Annotated in this window: 21 protein-coding genes; 5 read left to right on the top strand and 16 right to left on the bottom strand. The window is 43.0% G+C overall.

Annotated elements, in window-relative coordinates:
* Position 1: 1 nt before the first annotated feature.
* Entirely contained in the window at positions 2-922 is a 921-nt protein-coding gene (locus BN6539_RS09980) for a LysR family transcriptional regulator (protein ID WP_067537375.1), read from the top strand.
* 229 nt (positions 923-1,151) lie between these two features.
* On the opposite strand, the gene BN6539_RS09975 is transcribed toward BN6539_RS09980, so the two are convergent.
* The 9 genes from BN6539_RS09975 to BN6539_RS09935 form a co-directional block, all read right to left on the bottom strand.
* Positions 1,152-1,715 (bottom strand): HAAS signaling domain-containing protein, encoded by a 564-nt coding sequence (locus BN6539_RS09975; protein ID WP_067537371.1) that lies wholly within the window; start codon positions 1,713-1,715, stop codon positions 1,152-1,154.
* 2 nt (positions 1,716-1,717) lie between these two features.
* Entirely contained in the window at positions 1,718-2,050 is a 333-nt protein-coding gene (locus BN6539_RS09970; RefSeq protein WP_067537367.1) for a PadR family transcriptional regulator, read from the bottom strand.
* Between the two features lie 132 nt (positions 2,051-2,182).
* Complete coding sequence (locus BN6539_RS09965; protein WP_067537364.1) at positions 2,183-3,034, bottom strand: hypothetical protein; 852 nt, start codon at positions 3,032-3,034, stop codon at positions 2,183-2,185.
* 114 nt (positions 3,035-3,148) lie between these two features.
* Positions 3,149-4,111, bottom strand: a complete 963-nt coding sequence (gene msrB / locus BN6539_RS09960) for a peptide-methionine (R)-S-oxide reductase MsrB (RefSeq protein ID WP_067537361.1) — start codon at positions 4,109-4,111, stop codon at positions 3,149-3,151.
* Positions 4,112-4,188: 77 nt separating this feature from the next.
* Positions 4,189-5,361, bottom strand: coding sequence for a HipA domain-containing protein (locus BN6539_RS09955; RefSeq protein WP_242869394.1), 1,173 nt, complete (start codon positions 5,359-5,361; stop codon positions 4,189-4,191).
* A 69-nt stretch (positions 5,362-5,430) separates the two neighbouring features.
* A complete protein-coding gene (locus BN6539_RS09950; RefSeq protein ID WP_082907445.1) occupies positions 5,431-8,334 on the bottom strand; it encodes a DUF3427 domain-containing protein in 2,904 nt (967 codons plus the stop codon).
* Between the two features lies 1 nt (position 8,335).
* Positions 8,336-8,740, bottom strand: coding sequence for a (deoxy)nucleoside triphosphate pyrophosphohydrolase (locus BN6539_RS09945; protein WP_067537354.1), 405 nt, complete (start codon positions 8,738-8,740; stop codon positions 8,336-8,338).
* Entirely contained in the window at positions 8,737-10,146 is a 1,410-nt protein-coding gene (locus BN6539_RS09940) for a hypothetical protein (protein ID WP_067537350.1), read from the bottom strand. The genes BN6539_RS09945 and BN6539_RS09940 overlap by 4 nt, the downstream gene beginning before the upstream one ends.
* A 3-nt stretch (positions 10,147-10,149) precedes the next feature.
* Positions 10,150-10,497, bottom strand: a complete 348-nt coding sequence (locus tag BN6539_RS09935; protein ID WP_197492876.1) for an HIRAN domain-containing protein — start codon at positions 10,495-10,497, stop codon at positions 10,150-10,152.
* Positions 10,498-10,616: 119 nt separating this feature from the next.
* On the opposite strand from BN6539_RS09935, the gene BN6539_RS09930 reads away from it, so the two are divergent.
* Positions 10,617-11,618 (top strand): helix-turn-helix transcriptional regulator, encoded by a 1,002-nt coding sequence (locus BN6539_RS09930; protein ID WP_067537346.1) that lies wholly within the window; start codon positions 10,617-10,619, stop codon positions 11,616-11,618.
* Between the two features lie 78 nt (positions 11,619-11,696).
* Here BN6539_RS09930 and BN6539_RS09925 read toward each other — a convergent pair whose 3' ends face one another.
* From BN6539_RS09925 to BN6539_RS09910, 4 genes are read right to left on the bottom strand one after another with little or no spacing between them, the layout of a single operon-like run.
* Positions 11,697-13,004, bottom strand: a complete 1,308-nt coding sequence (locus tag BN6539_RS09925; protein ID WP_067537342.1) for a Zn-dependent hydrolase — start codon at positions 13,002-13,004, stop codon at positions 11,697-11,699.
* 55 nt (positions 13,005-13,059) lie between these two features.
* The gene (gene allB / locus BN6539_RS09920; protein ID WP_067537338.1) at positions 13,060-14,418 is read right to left on the bottom strand and encodes an allantoinase AllB; all 1,359 of its coding nucleotides are present in this window, start codon (positions 14,416-14,418) and stop codon (positions 13,060-13,062) included.
* A gap of 13 nt (positions 14,419-14,431) precedes the next feature.
* Complete coding sequence (locus BN6539_RS09915) at positions 14,432-15,142, bottom strand: aspartate/glutamate racemase family protein (RefSeq protein ID WP_067537335.1); 711 nt, start codon at positions 15,140-15,142, stop codon at positions 14,432-14,434.
* Positions 15,143-15,154: 12 nt separating this feature from the next.
* Entirely contained in the window at positions 15,155-16,552 is a 1,398-nt protein-coding gene (locus BN6539_RS09910) for a cytosine permease (protein WP_067537332.1), read from the bottom strand.
* Between the two features lie 359 nt (positions 16,553-16,911).
* On the opposite strand from BN6539_RS09910, the gene BN6539_RS09905 reads away from it, so the two are divergent.
* Positions 16,912-17,472, top strand: a complete 561-nt coding sequence (locus BN6539_RS09905) for a TetR/AcrR family transcriptional regulator (protein ID WP_067537329.1) — start codon at positions 16,912-16,914, stop codon at positions 17,470-17,472.
* A 77-nt stretch (positions 17,473-17,549) separates the two neighbouring features.
* Here the strand turns inward: BN6539_RS09905 and BN6539_RS09900 are convergent, their stop codons facing one another.
* The 3 genes from BN6539_RS09900 to BN6539_RS09890 form a co-directional block, all read right to left on the bottom strand.
* Positions 17,550-18,317, bottom strand: coding sequence for an ADP-ribosylglycohydrolase family protein (locus BN6539_RS09900; protein WP_067537325.1), 768 nt, complete (start codon positions 18,315-18,317; stop codon positions 17,550-17,552).
* Between the two features lie 95 nt (positions 18,318-18,412).
* Positions 18,413-19,519 (bottom strand): AfsR/SARP family transcriptional regulator, encoded by a 1,107-nt coding sequence (locus tag BN6539_RS09895; RefSeq protein ID WP_067537322.1) that lies wholly within the window; start codon positions 19,517-19,519, stop codon positions 18,413-18,415.
* Positions 19,520-19,523: 4 nt separating this feature from the next.
* Positions 19,524-21,065 (bottom strand): amidohydrolase, encoded by a 1,542-nt coding sequence (locus tag BN6539_RS09890; protein ID WP_067537318.1) that lies wholly within the window; start codon positions 21,063-21,065, stop codon positions 19,524-19,526.
* 169 nt (positions 21,066-21,234) lie between these two features.
* Here BN6539_RS09890 and BN6539_RS09885 point away from each other — a divergent pair, with 169 nt between their 5' ends.
* Together BN6539_RS09885 and BN6539_RS09880 are read left to right on the top strand one after the other, a co-directional pair.
* Positions 21,235-21,597, top strand: coding sequence for a DUF3796 domain-containing protein (locus BN6539_RS09885; protein ID WP_067537315.1), 363 nt, complete (start codon positions 21,235-21,237; stop codon positions 21,595-21,597).
* Positions 21,594-21,800, top strand: a complete 207-nt coding sequence (locus BN6539_RS09880; RefSeq protein ID WP_067537312.1) for a helix-turn-helix transcriptional regulator — start codon at positions 21,594-21,596, stop codon at positions 21,798-21,800. The genes BN6539_RS09885 and BN6539_RS09880 overlap by 4 nt, the downstream gene beginning before the upstream one ends.
* Positions 21,801-21,869 lie beyond the last annotated feature (69 nt).

Raw genomic sequence — 21,869 nt, 5'->3', positions numbered from 1 at the left:
CATGGAACTGCGCAGAATTCAATATTTTGTAACCTTGGCCCAGTATCTCCACTTTTCACAGGCTGCAGATCATCTTTATATTTCCCAGTCCTCTCTCAGCTACCACATCGCAGAACTGGAGTTGGAGCTGGGCGTCCAGCTCTTTGTCAGAAACAAACGCAAGGTTTCGCTGACAAAAGCCGGTGCGGAGCTGCTGCCTGTGGCAAGAGAAATTTTAGCAAAAGTAGATGAACTGATTTTGACCGCCGATGAACAGAACAAAAAGGATAAGGATTCTATGAAAATCCACATCTGCTTCGACACCTCGTCGCAGAGATTCGATCTCTTCGGTATCGACGCTGCAATTGTGAAGATGCGGGCTCTGTATCCTGACGCGGCCATTCGCTGCTCCCAGTCCTCTATGGAGCAAATACTGGACGGTCTCACCTGCGGCAACTTTGACGTTGGATTCGTCACCCTGCGTCACGGTGAAAAGCTGCCGCCGCAGTTTAACGTTCTGCCGATTCACATCGATATTCTATCCATGGTCTCCATCTTTGAAATTTCTTCAGGCAATTTAGCCAGTGCTTTTGACAATAGCCCACTTTTTCTCCTGGAAGATGATATTCGCTGGGGAAATACTATTTTATCGCTCTTCAAAGGGATGGGTGTTTCACCACAAGTGAAATGGGAAAACAGCTTTGGCTCTATGTTGACCCGCGTGACCACAGGTGAAGGCATCACTGTGATTCCCCATTCAGAATTCGCAGCAGAGAGGCAGAGCCGGAAATCGCTGAAAGCACTCGACTTCCATGGAGACGAAGCAAAAATCTACAGTTGTGCCCTATGGCGTGAGGCAAATAGTAATCCAGCCATCCTTCCATTGATCAGCCATATTCGAAACGAAAACACCGATTTGATAAAAGAGGGATCCTTCTTCTGATTTCATTATAGTTTTCTTACTTTCAGGCATCAAATCAAATACGGGATTACAGTAATTGAAATTTTAGATAATATAGCAAAAGAGCAGCACGGCCATTCCTGGCTGTGCTGCTCTTTTTTGATAAAATAAGATAATACCTCATACCAGAACGCTCCAGCTTTAGCTGGTTGCGTTTACGGCTGAGAGACGGTTCCATGCACTCGTTTCTTATTTTATTTAGACAATCTATTTAATTCACGAACAGGTTTCTTTTCTTCTCGCTGACCTTCCGTATATATTCCAAAAGCAGCCGCCACAGATAGCGACCCAAAGAATAGAAAAGCACACCGAAAATGACTGACACTACAAGGCTGAAGATCGGATGCAGTTCGAAGGTTCCGATCTGCACGATTGCAATGGGGAGATCGTATCCCACAAGATACCCGATCAATTTGACGAGACCGGCTAAAGGCACAAAATAACCGCATAACTTTAACACCGGTGATAATATGCCCAGCACTGGAATGACAAACATGCCGGAGAACCCTGCTGCTCCATAAAAGGCAATGACGGTCTTCCATTTCTGCCAGTTGAAGCCGGGAGTTTTGGAAATGCTTTCTCCCAAATATGCTTGTGCCAGATCTTTGGGGTTTCCCAATTTTTCTGTAATCTGCTGCGGAGTCAGCCCTTCCTTTTGTTCCATCTCAATCATTGCGCTCTTGATCTCTTTGATGATATCAATTCGTTCTGATGTCGGCACAGATTTTAAATGTTTATCAAAAGTATCTAAATAAAGTTCCAGGTTTCTATCCATCGTTATTCTCCCTTCAAGTCAGAAATAGCATGCAGCAAATGATTCCATTCGCAAGACATTGCATCTAAATACATTTCACCTTTTGGGGTGATTGCATAGTATTTGCGGGGCGGCAGTCCTTCTGCAGATTCCTGCCAGGAAGACGTCAGATATTCTTCTTTCAGAAGTCGTCTGAGCAAAGGATAAATGGTACTTTCTTTTGCAGTTATGATAGGATATTCGTCCAATTTCTGCAGTATCTCATACCCATAGTGCGGTTTTTGGTGAATCATAAGCAATATGCAGTATTCTAAGGTACCTCGTCTGATTTGCGATTTCCATTCTTCTATATTCATATTGCGCCTCCGTAGGTATATCGTACTACACAGTATATCTTTTGTCAATAGTACCTTTTGACACCAAAGTGATAATTTAAAAAGACACTCTCAAAAAAGAGTGCCTTCAAGGAATCTATAGCATCTATATTTTTATTCTGCAATTTCGTTCTCCGCTTCTTCCTGTGTAAGGAAATCCGCATCTTTTGTCTTGACACTGGGAATCAGCCCCTCTGCAATTTTGTTTTTCCCCCGGCTTTTGACGTACAGGAATCCAAAGCAGGAGAACACAACCGCGCCGATAAAGTTGACGAACATATCTTTCATGGTGTCGATCAGTCCGATATCCAGATAGCCGTCGATACCTAAATCCTTGCCATCAATCATAGTGCCCTGAATATTGTCGATGGTATACGGCACGTTGACTCCGTCAGGATTGAGCATCACCGAATTAATTCTATGTATGACCGTATCCTTCTGCATATCCATGTTGAAGAAATAGTCCATGCCGAATTCAAAAAATTCCCATATGACGCCAATCGTCATTGAAAAGCAAAATGCTACCATGGCCATAAATAGAGGGGAAAGCTGAAAGGTATATCGTTTGCTGCGATTGAGCAGATCTACCAGTGAGAAACCGATGGCCGCAGCAAGAAATCCGTTCATGGTGTGAAGCATGGTGTCCCATAGAGGAATCCTTATGTAAAATTCCCTGATCTCGCCTAAAATCTCAGCGGCAAAGATGAAGAGAAGAATGATGATTTCTAAAGTCTTGGGCAGTTCCACTCGAAGCTCCAACTGCACAAAGCTGGGAACCAGCAGCAGCACCAACGTCAGCCCGCAGAGGAATACATTCTCGTAGTTCTTGTTAAATATTTGAAGGACCATCACCACGACGACTAATGCCCTCAGAATGGAGAACACGATAAAGGAGCTCTTGTGTTCTCTCAGTTCCCTGTGCATAGCCCTGCGCATAACCCTGCATTTACGTCTAAATTTTCTCATCGATAACCCCCTTTTTCGCTATGTTAACATATTAACTGCATATGAGGAAAAAGGCAAGCAAATGATTTCTTGTGCAAAGTAAAACCGGCGCAAATTGCCGGTTTCTATCTTGCCCTATTTAAAAATTCCTTTTAAATATCCGTAGCCCTCTTCCTCCATTTTATCAAAAGGTACAAAGCGTAAGGCTGCGCTGTTGATACAATAGCGGACGCCGTTGGGTGATTCCATTTCGCCCCTGAATACGTGTCCCAAGTGAGAATTTCCCGCTCTGCTTCTAACTTCCGTTCTGACCATACCAAAACTTCTGTCCCTTTTTTGGACCATCGACAGTTCTTCTATGGGCTGGGAAAATGCCGGCCAGCCACAACTGCTGTTGAATTTGTCGTATGATGAAAACAGTGGTTCGCCTGTGACCACATCCACATAGATACCCTTCTCGAAGTGGTCCCAATATGCGTTTTTAAAGGGCGGTTCCGTTCCGTTTTCCTGGGTAACGTGGTACTGTTCCTTTGAAAGCTTTTCTTTGATCTCCTCTGGGTTGCCAGGCCGTCTGTAATCGCCAGGGTTCACCAACATCGCTCTGGCCTCTTTCATCTTCTTTGGTGAGATGTGACAATAGCCGCCTGGATTTTTGTCCAAGTAGTCTTGATGATAGTCTTCTGCATCAAAGAAGTTTTCAATGGGTTTGATTTCAACGGCAAAGTGCGGATAACGTTCCTGTTCAATGGCGGTCAGCCTATGAATTGTCTCCTGGCTGTCCTTATCTTGCGCATCGTAATAGATGCCCGACTGATATTGACTGCCCACATCGTTCCCTTGCCTGTTCACAGCCTCTGGGTCAATTACATAGAAAAAAACATGAAGCAGTGTCGCTAGATCTACTGCTGCAGGATCGTAATCCACCCTGACCGTCTCGCGAAAACCCGTCCGACCGCTACAGACCTTTTGGTACTTGGCATCCCCCTCTCCGCTGCCATTAGCATAACCGGCAGTTGTATAAACGACACCTTTTAGTTCACTCATCAGTTTTTGCAGGCCCCAGAAACAGCCGCCTGCTAGGTATATCGTTTTGATCATATAAAAAATCCCCTTTCACCGGATAAGTTATCCGTATGAGGATAATATACCCAGGAAGAGGGGAAATAAGCGAATTTTTAATTGGATCCATTATATGCAACGTCTTCTGTCACATCAAAACATACGTCATCCTGAAGGCCAGACTTTGATCGAGTATCCACAAAGTCCTTGAGCTTTTTTACTCTTTCTTTTATTGCTGCACAAATCGCACCACACCGTTCCTCATCTATGAACAAAGATCCATTGACGATCTCTCTAAATTCTTCTTCGATATCCTGAAGCGCAGTAAAATCTAACCAATCAAAGCTTTTAACCAGTTTAAGCTGCTCTTCGTGGTTGCTCTTAAACGGTTTGCAAGAAATCTTGGTTTGATTGTTAATCATTGTTTTTGGCTTGTTAAACCAAAGTGATGTGCCGCTGTCATAAATCGGCGCAGCTCCCAAATATTGAAGAGTTTCAGCATTGCGAATGACACCAAAATTATTTTGATGTCGATCTTCATTTGCAATCAAATAATCAAGCACAATCATACGATCCATCGCAGCTTGTATGTTTGGGATTTCCAGCGCTGTACAGCAGTTTAAAAAGTGTTGGTACCACGATAGATGATTTGGTTTTTTGTACGATTGCATAATGTGCCACGCGCTGATAAGCTCTATTTCTAGTGTCACAAAATCCTCGCAGATGCTGTATGGATATCCCTCTTCTACAAGTAGAGAATAGGGCACATGCTCTATGCCGAGACGTTCCATCAGTCTGCTGGCAAAGATTTCGTTATATGGCTCCTGTTGCGTTGCGCCGCTTCCACCTTTGATCAGGCAGCGTTTTCCGCCAACGATTTTCCACTTTTTCTTTAGCCAGCCGTCAGAAGTGTTATCGGGAGACATCAGATCAAAATCCTGATCTGGCGATTTGCTGCCAAACAGCAAATCACCCATATCTTCAGAGAAGGAATTTTGGAAGAAATTCACCTGCTCCCATTTCACTTCAGAATTTGCCAGACGAATCCAATACTGGTCAGAAAGGCTGAGACCCATACATTTCTCCAGTAAAAGGCTAGTCCCAGGCATCTGCAAATCCCACAGCACCCTGTCTATGTCCATACGGCTTGCGGGTATCGCTCTTCCCGTCCACCATTGATTGAGGGCGGCTCTGTCCACATTGCCATTCTTGATCGGAATCCCTACTGGTACGTGCTTCTCATCATATATGCTTTCAATATGGGTAATTGTACCAGTTGTTTCATCCATTGAAAAAGATAAAACCGATATGTTTTTGTGCATTAGGGTGTAATTTGTCATGAATTTTCCTCACTAAAGTCACATAATGATATAATTAAAGATGTCTTCCCTCACAGGCGTTTCGAGTGCATAAATTATTTTTACTACTGGCTTGTCTGCCTTTTTCATCACCATCTCTTCAGGCTCTCCAATAGCATTCATTCTGCCAAGATAGTAAAACTCCTTTGAAATTGCATCATCTTTATTGCGCCTAACAAAAAGTTCAATAGTAACACCCGATTGCTTCGCGTTATAGATTGTCGCAATATCCTTAGATGACACTTTTCTATTCGCTTTAGAATACGCCAATAATTTCGAAGGACTAATAAATTCGTCTTCGTATGCAATGGAATCGCTGATATTTTCATCCTTATGGTAGTTAATAAACACAGGGAAAGTTTTCGTTTTTTCATCGAATTTATAACCACCTATATTTTGAGCTACCTCACCTTTTTCCCAATTCAACAGTCTACAAACATCCTCATAAGTATATTTTTTATATAGGCAAAAGCTCGTATTTTGATATCGATTACTATATTCCAATTTATTACGGTAAAGCCCAAAAGCAATGATCTCCAACATCATCGTAGAGAAGACTTCTTTCTGTAACGCTTTCATAAAAGACTTTGAAATTCGATAATCGTCACCATCCTCCTCAATAAAAATACATTTACTGTACGTATTTTTTGATGATCCAGTAGGAAATTGATTCGTCATCAGATTAACCAAATTAGTAATCATGTTTTCATCTAATTTGATGCCATGCGCTTCTAACATCCTATTTTTAAAGGCTTCATTTATCTTTTCTTTTTCATCAATAATCGCCTTTAGTAGCTCTAACTCATGTACTCGCTTTCCTGAAGCAAACTTTCTCGACACAAATTCTATCATTTGCGCCTGACCTGCATCTAAAGTAATACAATAATCTTTCTCATATTTACTTAGAAAGTTATGGTATGACCCCATCTTATCAAAGATGCGCAACACATCTAAAGTTCCATACTCATCAAAATCTATTAAGCTAGGGATTCGTCCTAATTTATTTTTTAAATTATAATAACATTCCTTTATCAATCGCACAGAATTGAAATTAGCACTATCGATGGAAGCATAGATTCGTTTTTTTGTAATTTCATCAAAATTAACGGTGGAGCATCCTGGTATCATGCTGCTCCCGTTATTTAGAAGCTTTCTAATATTATCTTTGTTGTAGGTACGATCTCCATAAAGTGCGATTGGAACCAGATAGTTATTATTATAATTTCCGATAAAATCAATCACGGTAAGATACTCTTTGCCTTCTGCCTTTCTAAGTCCTCGCCCCAACTGCTGAACAAAGATAATTGCGGATTGAGTAGATCTTAGCATGATAATTTGATTTACAGTTGGAATATCAATTCCTTCATTAAAAATATCGACAGATAGGATATAATCTAAACTTTCTGCTGCATTATCAGACTCTAATCTTTCTATTGCAGCCTCTCTAACATCTTCCTTGTCCTCACCACATAATGCAACTGTGCGATAATTCCTTCTGTTTAATTCATTAGAAAGTTGTTTCGCTTCTTCCTTGCGACTACAAAAAATTAGGCCTTTTACTCTATCCCCATCATGGCCATAATGTTCAGCAGTCTTTACTATCTTATCCACTCTTTCTTTACAAACCAATTTATTGAAGTCAGTTACATCACTTACAATTTCACCATCAACAGTCAAATCTTGTATGCCAAAATAGTGAAACGGCGCCAACATCTTCTCTTCAAGAGCCTTCTCTAATCGTATTTCATAAGCGATATTATAATCAAAGGTTTTAAATATGTCAAAATCATCGCTTCTTTCTGGTGTAGCCGTCATCCCTAATAGAAATTTTGGTCTAAAATAATCGATTACCTTCCTATATGTTGCAGCACCTGCTTTGTGAACTTCATCAATTAAAATATAATCGAAATGATCAGGTTGAAAGTTATATAGTATTTGATCCTTTGAAATCGTTTGGATGGTGGCAAAGAGATAATCGCACTTAAAGTCTTTACGATTACCTGTAAGTAAACCTGCATTAAGATTATATCCGAGCACGTTTTCGAAACTTCTCATGGCTGCTTTTGCGATGTTCTCTCTGTGCACAACAAATAAAAACTTTTTCGGAGCAAAGGCCTTTACATCAAAGGCGCTTAAGTAAGTTTTCCCCGTTCCAGTAGCAGAAATTAACAGTGCTTTATTCTTTCCGGCTTCTCTAAGTTTTGCTATATGCGCTAGAGCTTCTACCTGCATTTTATTTGGAATGATTTGATTTACACGAACAATACTACCCGCTTTGACTCTTTGGTTAACGTCCTCGCGAATCTCGCTATAGTAAAAATATTCTCTTTCATATTGCTTGATCCAAGGTTCTGTAACAGTCACTGCCTGCTCAAAAGTGTTTTTAAACTCTAAAAGTACACTTTTCATGATAGATCCATCCGCATAAGACGACAGCCTAACATTCCATTCCTTATTTTCGCTCAGAGCATTTTGCGTAAGATTACTACTTCCAATTAAAAATGAATAAGTATTATCCTTTTTCTTAAAAATGTACCCTTTTGCATGGAAATTACCTTCTGTCACGATTCGTAATTCTATGTTTTTGTATTTCAAGAGTCTACGAAGGGCAATAGGTTGAGTAAAATTCTGATATTGAGAAGTGATAATTTTGCCCTTAATTCCTCTTTTTTCTAACAGGTCTAATAAATTTATAATAGATTGAATGCCACTATTGGTAATAAATGCAACCGAAAAATAAAACTCCGTACATTCTGAGAGTTCTGATTCTATCGTGGATAATACTTTTACACCCTGTTCATAATCATTTACAACTAAACGCGGCGTGAATTTATCCATCGTCTTTGTTGTTTCGTCAACAAATCCATTATGTAAGCCGTCTATCAATTGCTGCAGTTCATTCATACTAAAATCCCTTTTTAACTAGTGCATTAACAACTGGTAAATCTGCAGGAGCCCAGTCCAGGTCCTGTATATTCTCGATCGTCGACCATTTCATATCCGCATGTTCTTTTAAATTGATAACGTCATCTGACATCTTACAAATAAAACAATGCATTCGCATTTCAAAGTCAGGATACTGATGCTCGACTACATAGAATAATTCCATATCATTCTCAGAAATATTCACATCCATTTCCTCAATCAATTCCCGGTGCAGTGCCTGTTTGGCATCTTCGCCAGGTTCTAGTTTTCCGCCAGGAAACTCCCATTTATAAGATACATAGTCGTATTTACCTGCATTTCTCTGTGCACATAGAATCTTATGATCTTTTAGTAATATTGCACCACACACTTCTAAATGTTTCATCGAAATATCTCCTCTTTTGATATATTGCATTCTTCCAATTTATAAAAAAACAATTTTTTGATTGCTTCTGCTAACGAACCAATACTTGGATTTCCAGTTATGTCATCTGTTGATTTATTTTCCAGACTTTTTAGTAGCCACAAGATAATCGCTCTAGTATCATCATTTTTAACCTTCTGAACACATTGATTCCAAAGCTCGAAATCGAACTCTTTTTTACCTTCACTTAAATGATACTTTATCAAATATAATGATACCATATTAAAAATAGTCCAGCAATAACATTCAAATTGAGAATTGAACAATATAGCGGTCCATCCTCCTGTAGCATATGTTTTCTCTCCTGAAGAAAAGTATATTATCTTTTTTCCAAAATGAACCAAAGCAAAATTTTTCATTTTTTCTCTACATATCAAAAATCCAAAAGGAATAACAACGTCAAGAGATAGAAGTACCGCTATTGTATAGGTTATGTGAAAATCAAAAAATATTATATTAAGCAAGACTAATACCATTGTAATTATCACACCACTATAAATACTCAGTATTATCCACTTCTTTTTTGCAACGCTTATTATCTTTTCTTGTAAATCCGAGCTTTTAAAGTCATCTACGAATTTTACTTCAGCAGAACTAAAGTCAACATCAAAGTCTTTAGTTATATTGTTTAATTGATTAACAAAAAACAAAATTGTTTCTTTCTCTCTATTTATTGTTATATCTTTCTCACTATTCGTAAGTACACTTTCTTTCATCCAAAAAAATAAATGTTCTAAAATTTTATTTTCTTTTGAACCGAAAAAGTCATTTATAAAATAATAGAAAATAATCAGAACTGATACAATCGTAAAATAGTAATATACACCCATTATCAGCAAAAACATCCCTTTCCATTTTGTATGTCCACTAAGCTCCATGCAAAGATATAAAATAGAAATAAACGAAGTAGTGTAAAACATGAATAGAAATAATTTTCTAAACTTGTCTTTTTCTTTTTGCTGATATAACGGGAGGTAAACCTTGGGATTATTTGCATTTATCAGTATAATCAAAGCACCAGATGCTAATAAAACTGTAAATGCAAATTTTAGTATTTCATCCTTATTGAATTGACTAAAGATATCATTTACAACTACAGTCGATGATAAATACACAGCATGATGAGCATTCAATGCTATTGGTATTGAAACCAATAAAAAGAATAATATATGATTGATATCATTTTTACTATTCTGTCCAAATAGGATAATTTTTGCCCTCACATAAAGCTTCCATCCTTTTTTATGTTGATCTTTATTCTTATCTTCCTTAGTGAGCATATAGCACATAAAAAGAATTACAAGGTTTACAAATATGCATGAATATATATTTGTATATTTCAATATTGAGTTTATAATCTCATTCATTCTTTAAAACCTCACTTCTTCGCAATCTTCCCACCCTCTGCCATCTCTCTGCTTTTCCAGCAACACCTTACAGATCACTTTTGATGATGTAATAAACATAACCTCCGCCATGAATTTTTTCCCGACTCTGTCATAAATCCGTCCGGCGCTCATGGTACCCGTAGCTGTTGTACAAGGCGAATTGGCTACATAACCGATCGTACCGATCTCTTTCATCACCACCTTGATTGCTTCCGAATCATAAGGATTAGAAAACTCCTTAACGCAACGCAATCTTTTTCCGATAGAAAATGGCCGCATTCCGTAATAATGGCTCATTCCTGTAATTGTAATGTACATTTCTTTCATCATTGTTCACCATTCCTCTCCCAAAATATGGCTTTATCATAGCATAGTGCGTTTAGCCTTTTTGACAAATATTTGTACATGATATACAATCAAGATAAGAAACGATATAAAGGAGGCTTCCAATGGCAAACAAAACCGGCAGCCGGCAGCGGCTTCTTGCAACGTTGGAAATATTGAGAGAACACACTGATGATCAAACGCATTTAACTGGTGAGCAAATCAAGGAACACTTGCAAAAACAATACGAAATAGACTCCGACCGTCGTTCCATCAGAGAAGATATCAAGGTCTTATCTGAATTTGGATATGCTGAAGATACATCAAAATACGCCAAAAGAGATGAACGAGGCGCATATTACGTCGCGCATCCTTTTGAAGACTGGGAATTAAAAGTTCTTATCGATGGTGTTGCACAGACTGAGCATTTTAAAGCCGAAACACTTAACCATATGATTGATCGCATCATACAACTGACCGGTCCTGCAGGACGTGAATTGCTAACAGACAACCGCCCTGCTCTCAACGATGATGCACCCAACAGTGATTTCTACCTTTGCCGCAATCTCGATGATCTGCTAAACGCAATAAAAGCGAAGAAAAAAGTACGACTCAGCTACTCTAAATTAGATGCCAACAAAAAACCATCGCCTACGAATGAGGGGGTACATGAAGTCAATCCATATGTCATTGCGAAAAGAGGAGCCTTCTACTATCTGCTCACTTTCAAAGACGGGGATAAACAACTACGGCCTTTTAGAATTGACCGCATTAGAAAAGTTGAGGTATTGGAAGAAAAGAGAATTCCGCCAGAAAAGCTGCCAATTGGAGATATGACTGATGAGATCAAGGGCTATTTAAAAAACAACACTGACAGTTTTACTGGTGAGACAATCTCCGTTCTTCTCCAATGGAACAGCGAGCCGAGTATTCTCTATGATGTCTTCGGTATCAACAATGTTTTCACAGTCAACAAAGATGCTTCAATCTATTCAATAAAAGCACAGAAAAATAGGGGGCTTTACAATAATCTTCTGCGTCTTGGAGATAAGGTTAAGCTTTTGGATCCTACAGAAGTGAAGGAAGAATATCTAACAATTATAAAAAACATCCTGCGTAATTACTGAAATTTCATCCGCAGAGTTAAAGCCATACAAAAACTGCCGCCTGTGTTCTCCACTCAGCAGCAGTTTTCCTTTTGCTATTTAATTAAAAATCTGATCCAGTTCCATCAACGCTTCAAATACCACATTGCAGGCGTCTGCAATATCCTTTGGGTCACTGTATTCTTCCGGGCAATGGCTCCGCCCGTCCCGGCTCGCTACAAACACCATACCTACGTCGGTAATCCCTGCAATACACATGGAATCGTGGCCGGCTCCACTCGGCAGCACTTTTTCTGTAAAACCACAAGTAGACAATCCCCTTCTCAGCGCCGCCGTCACTCTGTCAGATAAGTGTGTCGGCGCTAATTCCATCAGGGGTTTCTCTAAAACCACAAAACCCTGCTCGCGAAGCTTATCTAAAACTATCCCCACTTGTTCAAATACTAAATTCAGAGATTCTTGGTTTCGAGATCGGCACTCTACACTGAACACAGCTTTACCAGGTACTACGTTAACCGTTCCCGGTTCCACACGAATGGAGCCACAGGTAAGTACCGTTCCATCGTCCAGACCTTCAACCGTCTGCCTTGGTCTACAGATAACCTCTGTCATCGCTGTCACCGCATCTTTACGCAGATGCATAGGCGTCGTCCCCCCATGATCAGGCCGTCCAACGATTTCGATTTCTCTAGTACGGATTCCTACAATCGTGTCTACCACACCTACTGACAGATTCTCGGATTCTAATACTGGTCCTTGTTCAATATGCGGTTCAATAAACGCGGCAAGATTGCCAGAGGAACGTTTCACGGTAACAATTGATGCTGGATTCAGTTCGAAATCCTGCATCACCTGCCTCACAGTATGCCCTCTTTCATCTGTCAAAGCGTCCAGCAGCGACTCGTCCAGAGTACCAGCAATCGCTTTGCCTCCCATGATGCCGGAGCCGAAGGTATTCCCCTCTTCTTCCACAATAGCGATGACTTCAAAGGGGTGACGTAATCTTACGTTGTTTTCCTGAAGCATTCGCGCTACTTCCAGCCCACAGACGATGCCCATATTTCCATCAAAGATGCCTCCACCTCTCACAGAGTCTAAATGCGATCCCACGGCCAACGCCGGCTGCATCGACGTTTCCTGTGGTTTCTCTTTCTGTTCATTCAAATTCTTTTCACAGCCTGGCTGTCCTTCCTCTGGGAAACCTGCAGCAAGGCGTCCAATCAAGTTCCCAATAGCGTCAAGTCGCACAGACATCCCGAGTTTCTCCATCTCCGTGCGAAGATAAGCCTGAGCGTCCCGATACTCTTTGGTATAAGATAGCCTGGTCAGCCCCTGCCCTGGAGTACTGTTAAACGTCGCTAACACATTCAAATCTTTCTCAATTCGTCTCTGATCTGCTCTTGCCATATTTCTTCACCTTCCTATTAATCTAATCCGTTTCCAGTCAAGTTTATGTACGTCCTTACTTTAGAGGCCTTACCATCCGGCCATATCCTGGTTTACCGACTACCTCTCCATGATCAGCGACTACAATGCCGCGAACCAAAGTCATCACTGGAGCGCCTTTCACCTGAAAACCGTCAAAAGGTCCGTGTTTTTGATAAGATTTGAACTTTGATGCGTCGATAGTGTATTCGTAATCCATGTCGACAATCACGATGTCGGCATCAGCTCCCACCTGCAGACTTCCTTTCTGCGGATAAATACGAAACAGCTTCGCCGGATTTTCACACATGACTTCTGCCAGCTTATCTATGGTTATTCTGCCTTTTCCAACGCCCTCTGTCAACATCATCGGCAAAGATGTTTCAAGTCCCAAAGCGCCATTTCCTGCCTGCCAGATATTCTGCCAGCCTTTTTCTTTGTTCTCTTTCAGATGACCGCCATGATCTGAACCGATTGTTTCAATCCCACCTAGCGCCAGCTGCTGCCACATCATCTCTGTCAAAGACTTACTCCTGGCAGGAGGTGCAAACTTCATATATGGTCCAATCTTCGCACCATACTCTTCACATAAATTAAGGTAATGAGGCCCCGTCTCACAGTGGACGTTGTTGCCCTGACAGCGCGCATCATGAATCATCTTTACTCCGTATGGGTTGCTAACGTGTACGATAAGCAACCGGCACTGCGGGTCGCTGTTCAAGTAGATTGCTCGCTGAATTGCTTCATTCTCCTGAAAAATCGGTCGCGAAGCAAAGAAGGCTTCCATATCACATCTACCAGCATCTTTCAATTTGCCTTCAATACGTCCGATCAAAGCGTCGTTCTCCGCATGGACGCCAATGGTTGAATCCAGTTCTTTGATGACCCGGAATATATCAAGAAGCTGTCCATCATCCACAACTTCGAACATCCCCGGTACAGAGCCCGCCATCATGGCTTTAAAACCGATACAGCCAGCTTCATCCATTTTATACATCTCGTCCAGATTTCCAGGCACAGCGCCTCCATAGAGGCCATAATCTACGACAAAATTCTTCGCTGCTCTTTCTTCCTTCTGCTTAAAAGAAGCCAAGGATGTAGACGGCGGGTTAGAAAGAGGCATTTCCAGCACCGTTGTGATGCCTCCAACCGCAGCAGAACCAGAATCTAGTTCGTACCGCCCCAGCTCTCTCTGGCCCATATCAATGATATGGACATGCTCGTCCACCACGCCTGGCATGACAAATTTTCCTGCTGCATCAATTTCTTTGGCAGTTTCTTCTGTCAGCAATTCGGTACTAACTGCTGCAATTTTCCCGTCTTTGATATAGAGATTCCCATCCGTAATTCCTTGTCCGGATACAATCTTTGCATTTTTTATTAATAGATCAAACATGATTTTCCTCCTGTTATTTGTACTTTTTTTCTGTCGGCGGTGCATAGGTGTTTCTCTTTGAAGTCTTCAGTCTCATGTCGACCAAGGACTCCGCCACTTTTACCGCCGCAGTTACGGAATCAATCACTGGTACGCCGATTTCCCCAGCGACCAGATCTGCGAAGCCTGACATGCCTGCGCAGCCGAGAATGACCGCTTCAGCAAAATCCTCACGAACCGCTTCATCTGCCGCCGAAAGAAGTTTCTGCTTTGCCGATTCTGCATCCTTATGAAAATCCAAAACGCCGATATTCGGTGTTTTGATTGACGCTAATCTCTTTTCTCCGCCATATCTGCGTACCAAGTCCTCCAAGTGTATTAAACACCTTGGTAAGATGCTGACGATAGAGAACTTGCCACTGATAAAGGAAGAAAGATTTATTGCTGCCTCCGCCACTCCGATGACTGGCTTATCTGTCAGCTCACGCAGAGCATCTATCCCGGGATCACCAAAGCAGGCCACAATATATGCGTCAAAATGGTCCGTACTCTCTGCTTCGCGTACGATATCCAGCAAATGGTATGCAGCCATCAGCTCGTCCGACGTGCCTTCCACACACTCTGGTCCATGCGAAGGATTTGTGACACTCACTTCCGTAGCGCTCTGTTTGGCAGCCACTGCCGATTGATAGATATCTTCAGTCATATCCGCAGAGGTGTTGGGATTTATGACTAATATTCTCATGATAAACCTCCTTTACTTCAGCCACTCTTCATTAAGAGAATAGTCTAGCAGGCTGTCCGGATATTTTTTCAGCACCCAGACCTTCATCAGGGGAACGTAAAGCACGATTGCCGCCAATAATCCGACAGTATACATCCAGTTAGGGAAAAACAACGAAACGACCACGCTGATAACATACGCTAAAACTGCCGCCCAGTTGACACCATTCCAATAGTGATAACCGCCTCCTTTTGATATGTACAAATCTGACAAAGCAATTTTGCGCTTGCGAACAAATATGTAATCACCAATCATGATACCAGCTACAGGTCCAAGCGCACTTCCGACATAATTCATGATGGTTTGGATGTCTCCAGACGCTTTCCATGGCATGATCACCAGACCGACGATGCCTGCAAGCAAAACAGCTGCCTTGAAATTGACTTTCTTAGGAAACGTTGCGCAGATGACATACGCCGGATTGAGCAGGTTCGCTCCCGGATTTGTCGTCCATGTTGCAAATACAATGAAAAACTCACAAAGGATCGCTAGCGGGATGGAGACATCACCCACCACTGCCGAGATAGCCAGTGTAGGGTTCCACTCTCCTGTCAGTGCCATAGAGAGAACGCCGATAAATCCGAAGAGTACAGATGCGGGAACCATACCCAGCCACTGAGACACGCAGTAACGCAGATTTAATCTCGGCCAATTGGTTTTTTCTCCATCGGGTACTTTACAATCCTTTACGATGTCCTGAATGCTGCAGGCTAAGGTAGCCCAGCCGCCGATAAATGCCATGGTTGCTCCAGCAAGCGATCCGCTTCCATCACCTTTCAGTGCCAGCACTTCACCCAAAGTCGTCCCGGAACCGTGTAGCAGCAGGTATGTCAGAATGCATCCCATCAATAGCAGTGCAGGAGAAGAGAACAGGTTGAGGATACGGATGAAACGAATTCCATAAAATGTAGTAAAAATCTGTAGTATCCCAAAAACGATAATCCACAAATTAATGTTTGAATAATCCCAGATCATGATACAGACCGCGTCTACTGCACCTGCGCACAGCCAGGTTTGAAAACCAAACCAGAAAATTGCCGGAACCGCTCTCAGCCACCCTGGCAGAATACCGCCTTTGATGCCAAACATGACTCGTACCAGGGTTCCATAACTCAGCCCATACTTCACGCCCAGTTCCTGCGTAAAGTAAATGACAATCGCAGGTACGGTGTTTCCCAGAATCAAAGCTATCAGAATTTCCATCACGCTACAGGACGGATATAGTTGTCCTGCCAGCATGAAGATAATCAGCTGTACAGCGAAGCCGAACCATATCATAGATAAATTGAACTGACCGACTGTTCGTTTACTGTATGCTACTGGTCTCGTGGCTTCATTCAGAAGATCATGACTCTCTTTCTTAGTACACATTTTGCCCTCCCTTCATTTCTTAGGCATTTTGGCGTGCCTTTGCACACTCCCAATACATCTCAAATCAAAAACTACCAAACGTTCGGTTTTATTCAGTGTACCACTCATTAGTCCTATTGTCAATTGTATTTTCTAATTTTTCAGAATCATTCACATCGAGGGATATACATTGGTGGTTAGATTGATATTATTTTTCGTCTATGCTATAATGAACGCAAAGATTTTACAGCTTCGCTGCAAGGAAGCGTTCTTCGAAACATACGGAAATACGTCCTTTGTACGATATTTCCTATGTTATAAAAAAATAAAGCGACCGTTCGTTCTGTCAGTCGCCAAAAACAAATGCAATGGAGTATTATATGAGTAAACATGGTTTGACAAAAGAGCGGATTATCACCGTATCAGAGGATTTTTTTTCTAAGTATGGTTATTATGGCACGTCTATGTCTGACATTTCAAAGGCTACGGGTGTACAGAAATCTTCCCTTTACTCCCATTTTGATAGCAAAGAGCAGCTATTTCTGAAAGTCTATCAGGGTGTCCTTGACAGTGCGGCAACACAACTTTCCAATATCTTCTTTGATAACCGCCTATCAGATGAAGAAAAACTGCATCAGATGTTCCTCCTCTTCTGTCTCAGCGAAACGGCAGATATTCTGCGCATCGGTCTGCATCCCAATCCTGAATGCCAGGAGCAGACTACAGAGATACTTCTCAAATTTGAGGAAAATTTCAAAACCCTACTGATAGGATTATTTAAGCGGCTATGCGTAACCAAAGCCGATGATGACTGCTGCGAAGTTTTCTTTTTCCTTCTCAACGGTGTCATGATAAAAAAAGATAACTATGAAAAGGGCCAGTACCCGCAAAAAGTAGAACTAGCCTGGAACACTTTTTGTCAATGGACGAACATAAAATAGAGATAAAAACTACAAAAACATCAAACAGAGTTGCCGCTTTCGCGACAGCTCTGTTCATGACAATATATCCTGCCTTATCACATCTCCCCCTCGATCTCCCCCAAATACCTCCTAGCCCTTTCCACGATCTCCTCCGGCAGCCCGTAATACCCCTCTGCAATGCCGCCGGCTATGGCTGCTGTGGTGTCGCAGTCACCTCCGATAGAGATACAGTTGCGGATAACGTCCTCAAAGGACTCTCCTTCGAAAAAGCACGCAAGGGCCTGAGGCACGCTGCCCTGACAGCTCACGTCAAAGGTATAGGTCTCCCTGATTTCTGCTAAGGTGAAGTCCAGTCTGTAGAACTCTCCTTCAATAAAGTTCTTGATCCTCGCTTTGCCCCAGCCTTCCTGGTGGGCGAGAAAGACAGCCGCCGCTGCCGCCTGGGCGCCTTTGATCCCCTCCGGGTGGTCATGGCTCACCAGAGCCGAGGCCTTGGCCAGCTTCAGCGCCTCCTCTAATGACGAAGCATACTCGCCCACTGGAGAAACCCGCATGGCAGCGCCATTGCCATAGCTGCCGTAGGGCTTGGGATCCTCCATCCACAGCCACTTTGCAAACCGCCCCCCGTAACCGCGATCTGCATACTTCCGTCCCAGCCGCTGCATTTCAGCAATCAAAGCCGCCTGAAAACTCTGGATATCCTTTTCTTGGTCATATATCCGCAGCGCATTTCTGACTGCTATGGTCATGAAGGTATCGTCCGTAAACCGGCAGTCCTCCCGAAAAAGCGGAAAATCTTTTGTTTTGATGTTGTCGAACTCATATACGGAACCGACAATATCACCAATGATCGCACCAAGCATACAAAGCACCTCCCACACGACAAAACTCTACAACATCATTATAATCCTCTCCCCTTGTCATTGCAACGATGAGCATCATTTCTTACCCTGTGCTTTTACTCCTTCACCTCTATGATTTCCAGCATTTCTCCGCAGGTCCTCTTGAGAAGCTGCAGAACATCCCGCGAAATCACATCCATAGAATCGAGATCGTGCACGGCAATCTCCAGCTGGTTGCCGCCATCTGTAATCCCTTTGATCAGTTCCATAAATGCATCTGCAACGACCGCCAGAGACGGAGGTACAGATGGCTTTCCCAGACGGCGCTGGATATGAGAAAGATCCGAGAGCATTTCTGCAGACAGGTAGTCGCTGAAACAAAGGCTCCCCTCTTCCATCAACTGCTTCAGCACATCAGACATCCAGAAGCAGTCGACAGATTGCAGACAATGCGTTTCAATTCTGACAACAGAGCGGGATGCTTCCCGCTTCCCGATTCCCCCGATCAGTCTCTTCAAAGCATCTGAAGGCTGCACGCCGATATCCACTGCCAGCTTATTATAGAAATTTTGATAATATCTGACCGCCTCGTTATAATTTCCCTGTTCAATCAGAATGCCGATGCGCCTCTCCGCAGCCGCCTCGTCATAGGGGTCGATTTCCTCCAGATCCTGCAGCGCGGATAAGCAAAGGGCATCCTGCCCCTTTTCCCCATAGATCTCTACCAGTTTTTTCAGCAGTGCCAGCCGCTTGTTTTCCAGGCAGTAACGCTGCATGATAATCAGCTCTTCTAACTCGTCACAGCCGGCAAAATACTGCCCTCTGAAAAAGTCCTCCCGGGTAATCTGCCTGACGTATTCAAGCTTCGTCACGTCGTCTTCAGCAGCAATATCGATATGCAGTGCCTCGCAGAGGTCGCAGCGGTAAAGGAACCGCTCGTTGACCTGGCAGGTGGTTTTGGTGACGATCAGAAAACTCTCTTCCTGCACCGCAGAATAGAGCAGCTTCTTGAGCTGCCAAAGGTTATATCTCAGATTATATTTCGCCGCATCTTCCGCACTTTCCGGCCAGAGATAGCCCGCCAGCTTGTCGCGGTCGATCTTCTTGTGCTTCTGCAGCAGCAAAACAGCCAGCAATGCTGCACTTTTGCTGCTCACTTTGCTGCTGATGTCCTGGTCGTCCAGCTTGATTCTGACTTTGCCCAAAAAATTCAATTCCAACATGTCTTCACCCTTCAACCATGACTTTTCCACGCTTTATCGTTACAGCCGTCTTCACTGTCTTCAGCCTATCTGGCGAAAGCTTTGATAAATTCTGCCCCAAAATAATCACATCTGCTACTTTACCAGGGGTCAGACTGCCGATTTCGTCTTCCTTGAACAGTGCGTAAGCGCCGTGAATGGTGTACATCCTAAGGGCCTCTTCCAAGCTGACCCGGTGGCATGTGACAGGATGATTGACTGCATCGTGAATACCGACCATAGGATTGGGATCGGTGATGTCACTGTCAGAGCCGCCGCAGACGATGATGCCGCTGTCAAAGATCTGCCGGAACTGGTTGGATCTGCCATAATGGCCGCCTAGCCGCTGCTCGTACATACCGCCCTTATCTCCCCAGATACCCTCGTAAGCCGGTGTCATGGAGAGGATGACTCCAAGCTCTGCAGCTCGCTTCATCTGTTCCGTCGTGATCAGTTCCGCGTGTTCGATACGGCTGCGGTGATCCTTAGGGCCGAACTTTGATATCGCCAGCTCAAAAGCATCGAGAGCCAGTTCGATGGCCCTATCACCGATGGCATCGAGGGCGACCTGCAGGTTTTTCTCATAGCAGCGACAAACCACATCTTTGAGATAATTCTCGTCGATACAGAAGAGTCCTCTGCAGCCAGGCGCATCGGCATAATCAAAAGACAAAGCCGCCGTCCGTGCGCCCATGGTTCCATCCAGGTACAAATTACCGCCCAATCTTTTCAACCCCTTTTCTACCACATAGTCCACGTTGGTCGTCTGATAGAAAAGTTCCATGTCGATGGGATATTTTTTGCCGTGCTGATAGATGAATTCGCACTGCTTGTCTTCTCCAAAGGCAAAGTTCATATTGCCGCCCTCCATGGCTGCAATGGTGGTAATCCCACAGCCCAGCATCTTGTCCATGGTACTCGACACGGCCTCGTCAATATCTTCATCTGAAAAGGAATTGAAGATCAAAGTGTCCAGCCTGGAGCCCGCCTGGTTGGTGAAGATACCAGTCGGCATCCCCTTCTCGTCCAAATCCACTCCGTCAAGCGTAAATGGAACTTTGAAGTACAATATCCCATAGGTGTTGAGAATCAGTACATGGTAGTCGGCAGAATAGACTGCTACCGGCGCATCGTTGCAATATCTGTCCAACACCGTGCGGTCAGGAAGACGTTTTTCTTCCAGACGAGTAGCGTCGAGAAACTTTGCCACAATCAGCTCCCCTTTTTTCTTCGCGCGGGCAGCTTTGATGCTACGGCCGACGCTGCGGAAGTTTCTCGCTCCTTCCAGATTGACGAAGTTCTCCGCTAAACCGGTAATGACCATGTGAAAATGGCTGTCGATAAAACCGGGCAATACTGTGCGCTGCTGCCCGTCGATGAGACGATGGCTCCCTTGCGCAAACTCCTGCCAGCCATCGCCGTCACCCACGGCCAGAATCCGCTCTCCTTCTATAACAATCCAGTCCGCTGTCTGTCTTTCATCCATGGTCATACAGCGTCCGTTTTTGATGATAATCCGTTCTTCCATAAAGACTCCTTTTCCAAGCTCGTTGTATCTATTTTACCATTTTTTCAGCCCCATGAAAAGTGAACCATTTTGGCAGCTGCTAATTCGACTTCTCAAATTGACATTTATTCCGCAATGTGATATATTTATATCATAAAGTTATAAATATACCACATCGGAGGATGAAATTATGAAACATCGCAAATATTTATATGGTTCACTGGGATTACTCTCTCTCTTAGGTTTTATCGGCATATTTACAGAGGAAAGAGGCTTTCTTGCTTTTTTCGCCTTTGTCGTAGATTTTGAATACTTTTTTATAAAATCGGATGAGATGCTGGAAGAATATATGAACCGATCTGCGTCACGGGCTTTTTACTGCGGAATGATTGCCACTGCAATCGTTGTCCTAATCAGCTTTTTCTTGCAGAACCAAACTGCAAGCGAGTCCTTATTGGCTGGTTTTGCATGGGGATGGAGCGTCGCGATTGTAGTCTACGCCTTATCGACCGCTTTTTTCGGATTGAAAGAAAAATGGGGTCTTGAAAAATGATCAAAAACAAGATAAAAGAATTTCGCGCAAGGGAGAATATGAAACAGGAGGATCTGGCAAAATTAGTGGGCGTCCGGAGAGAAACCATCGGTAATCTGGAAAAAGGGCGTTATAATCCTTCCCTGGTACTTGCCTGGAATATAGCTAAAGTATTTCGCGTCACAATTGAGGAGATATTCACCGTTACTGACGATTCTCTTTAGCGGACAATCCCATGGATAACAAAGAAAAACGCAGCCAAAGACTTAAACGTCAATGGCTGCGTCAATGCA

It is taken from the genome of Emergencia timonensis (genome assembly GCF_900086585.1).
GTDB lineage: Bacteria > Bacillota > Clostridia > Peptostreptococcales > Anaerovoracaceae > Senimuribacter > Senimuribacter timonensis.
This window is presented reverse-complemented; position numbering and strand designations above follow the sequence as displayed.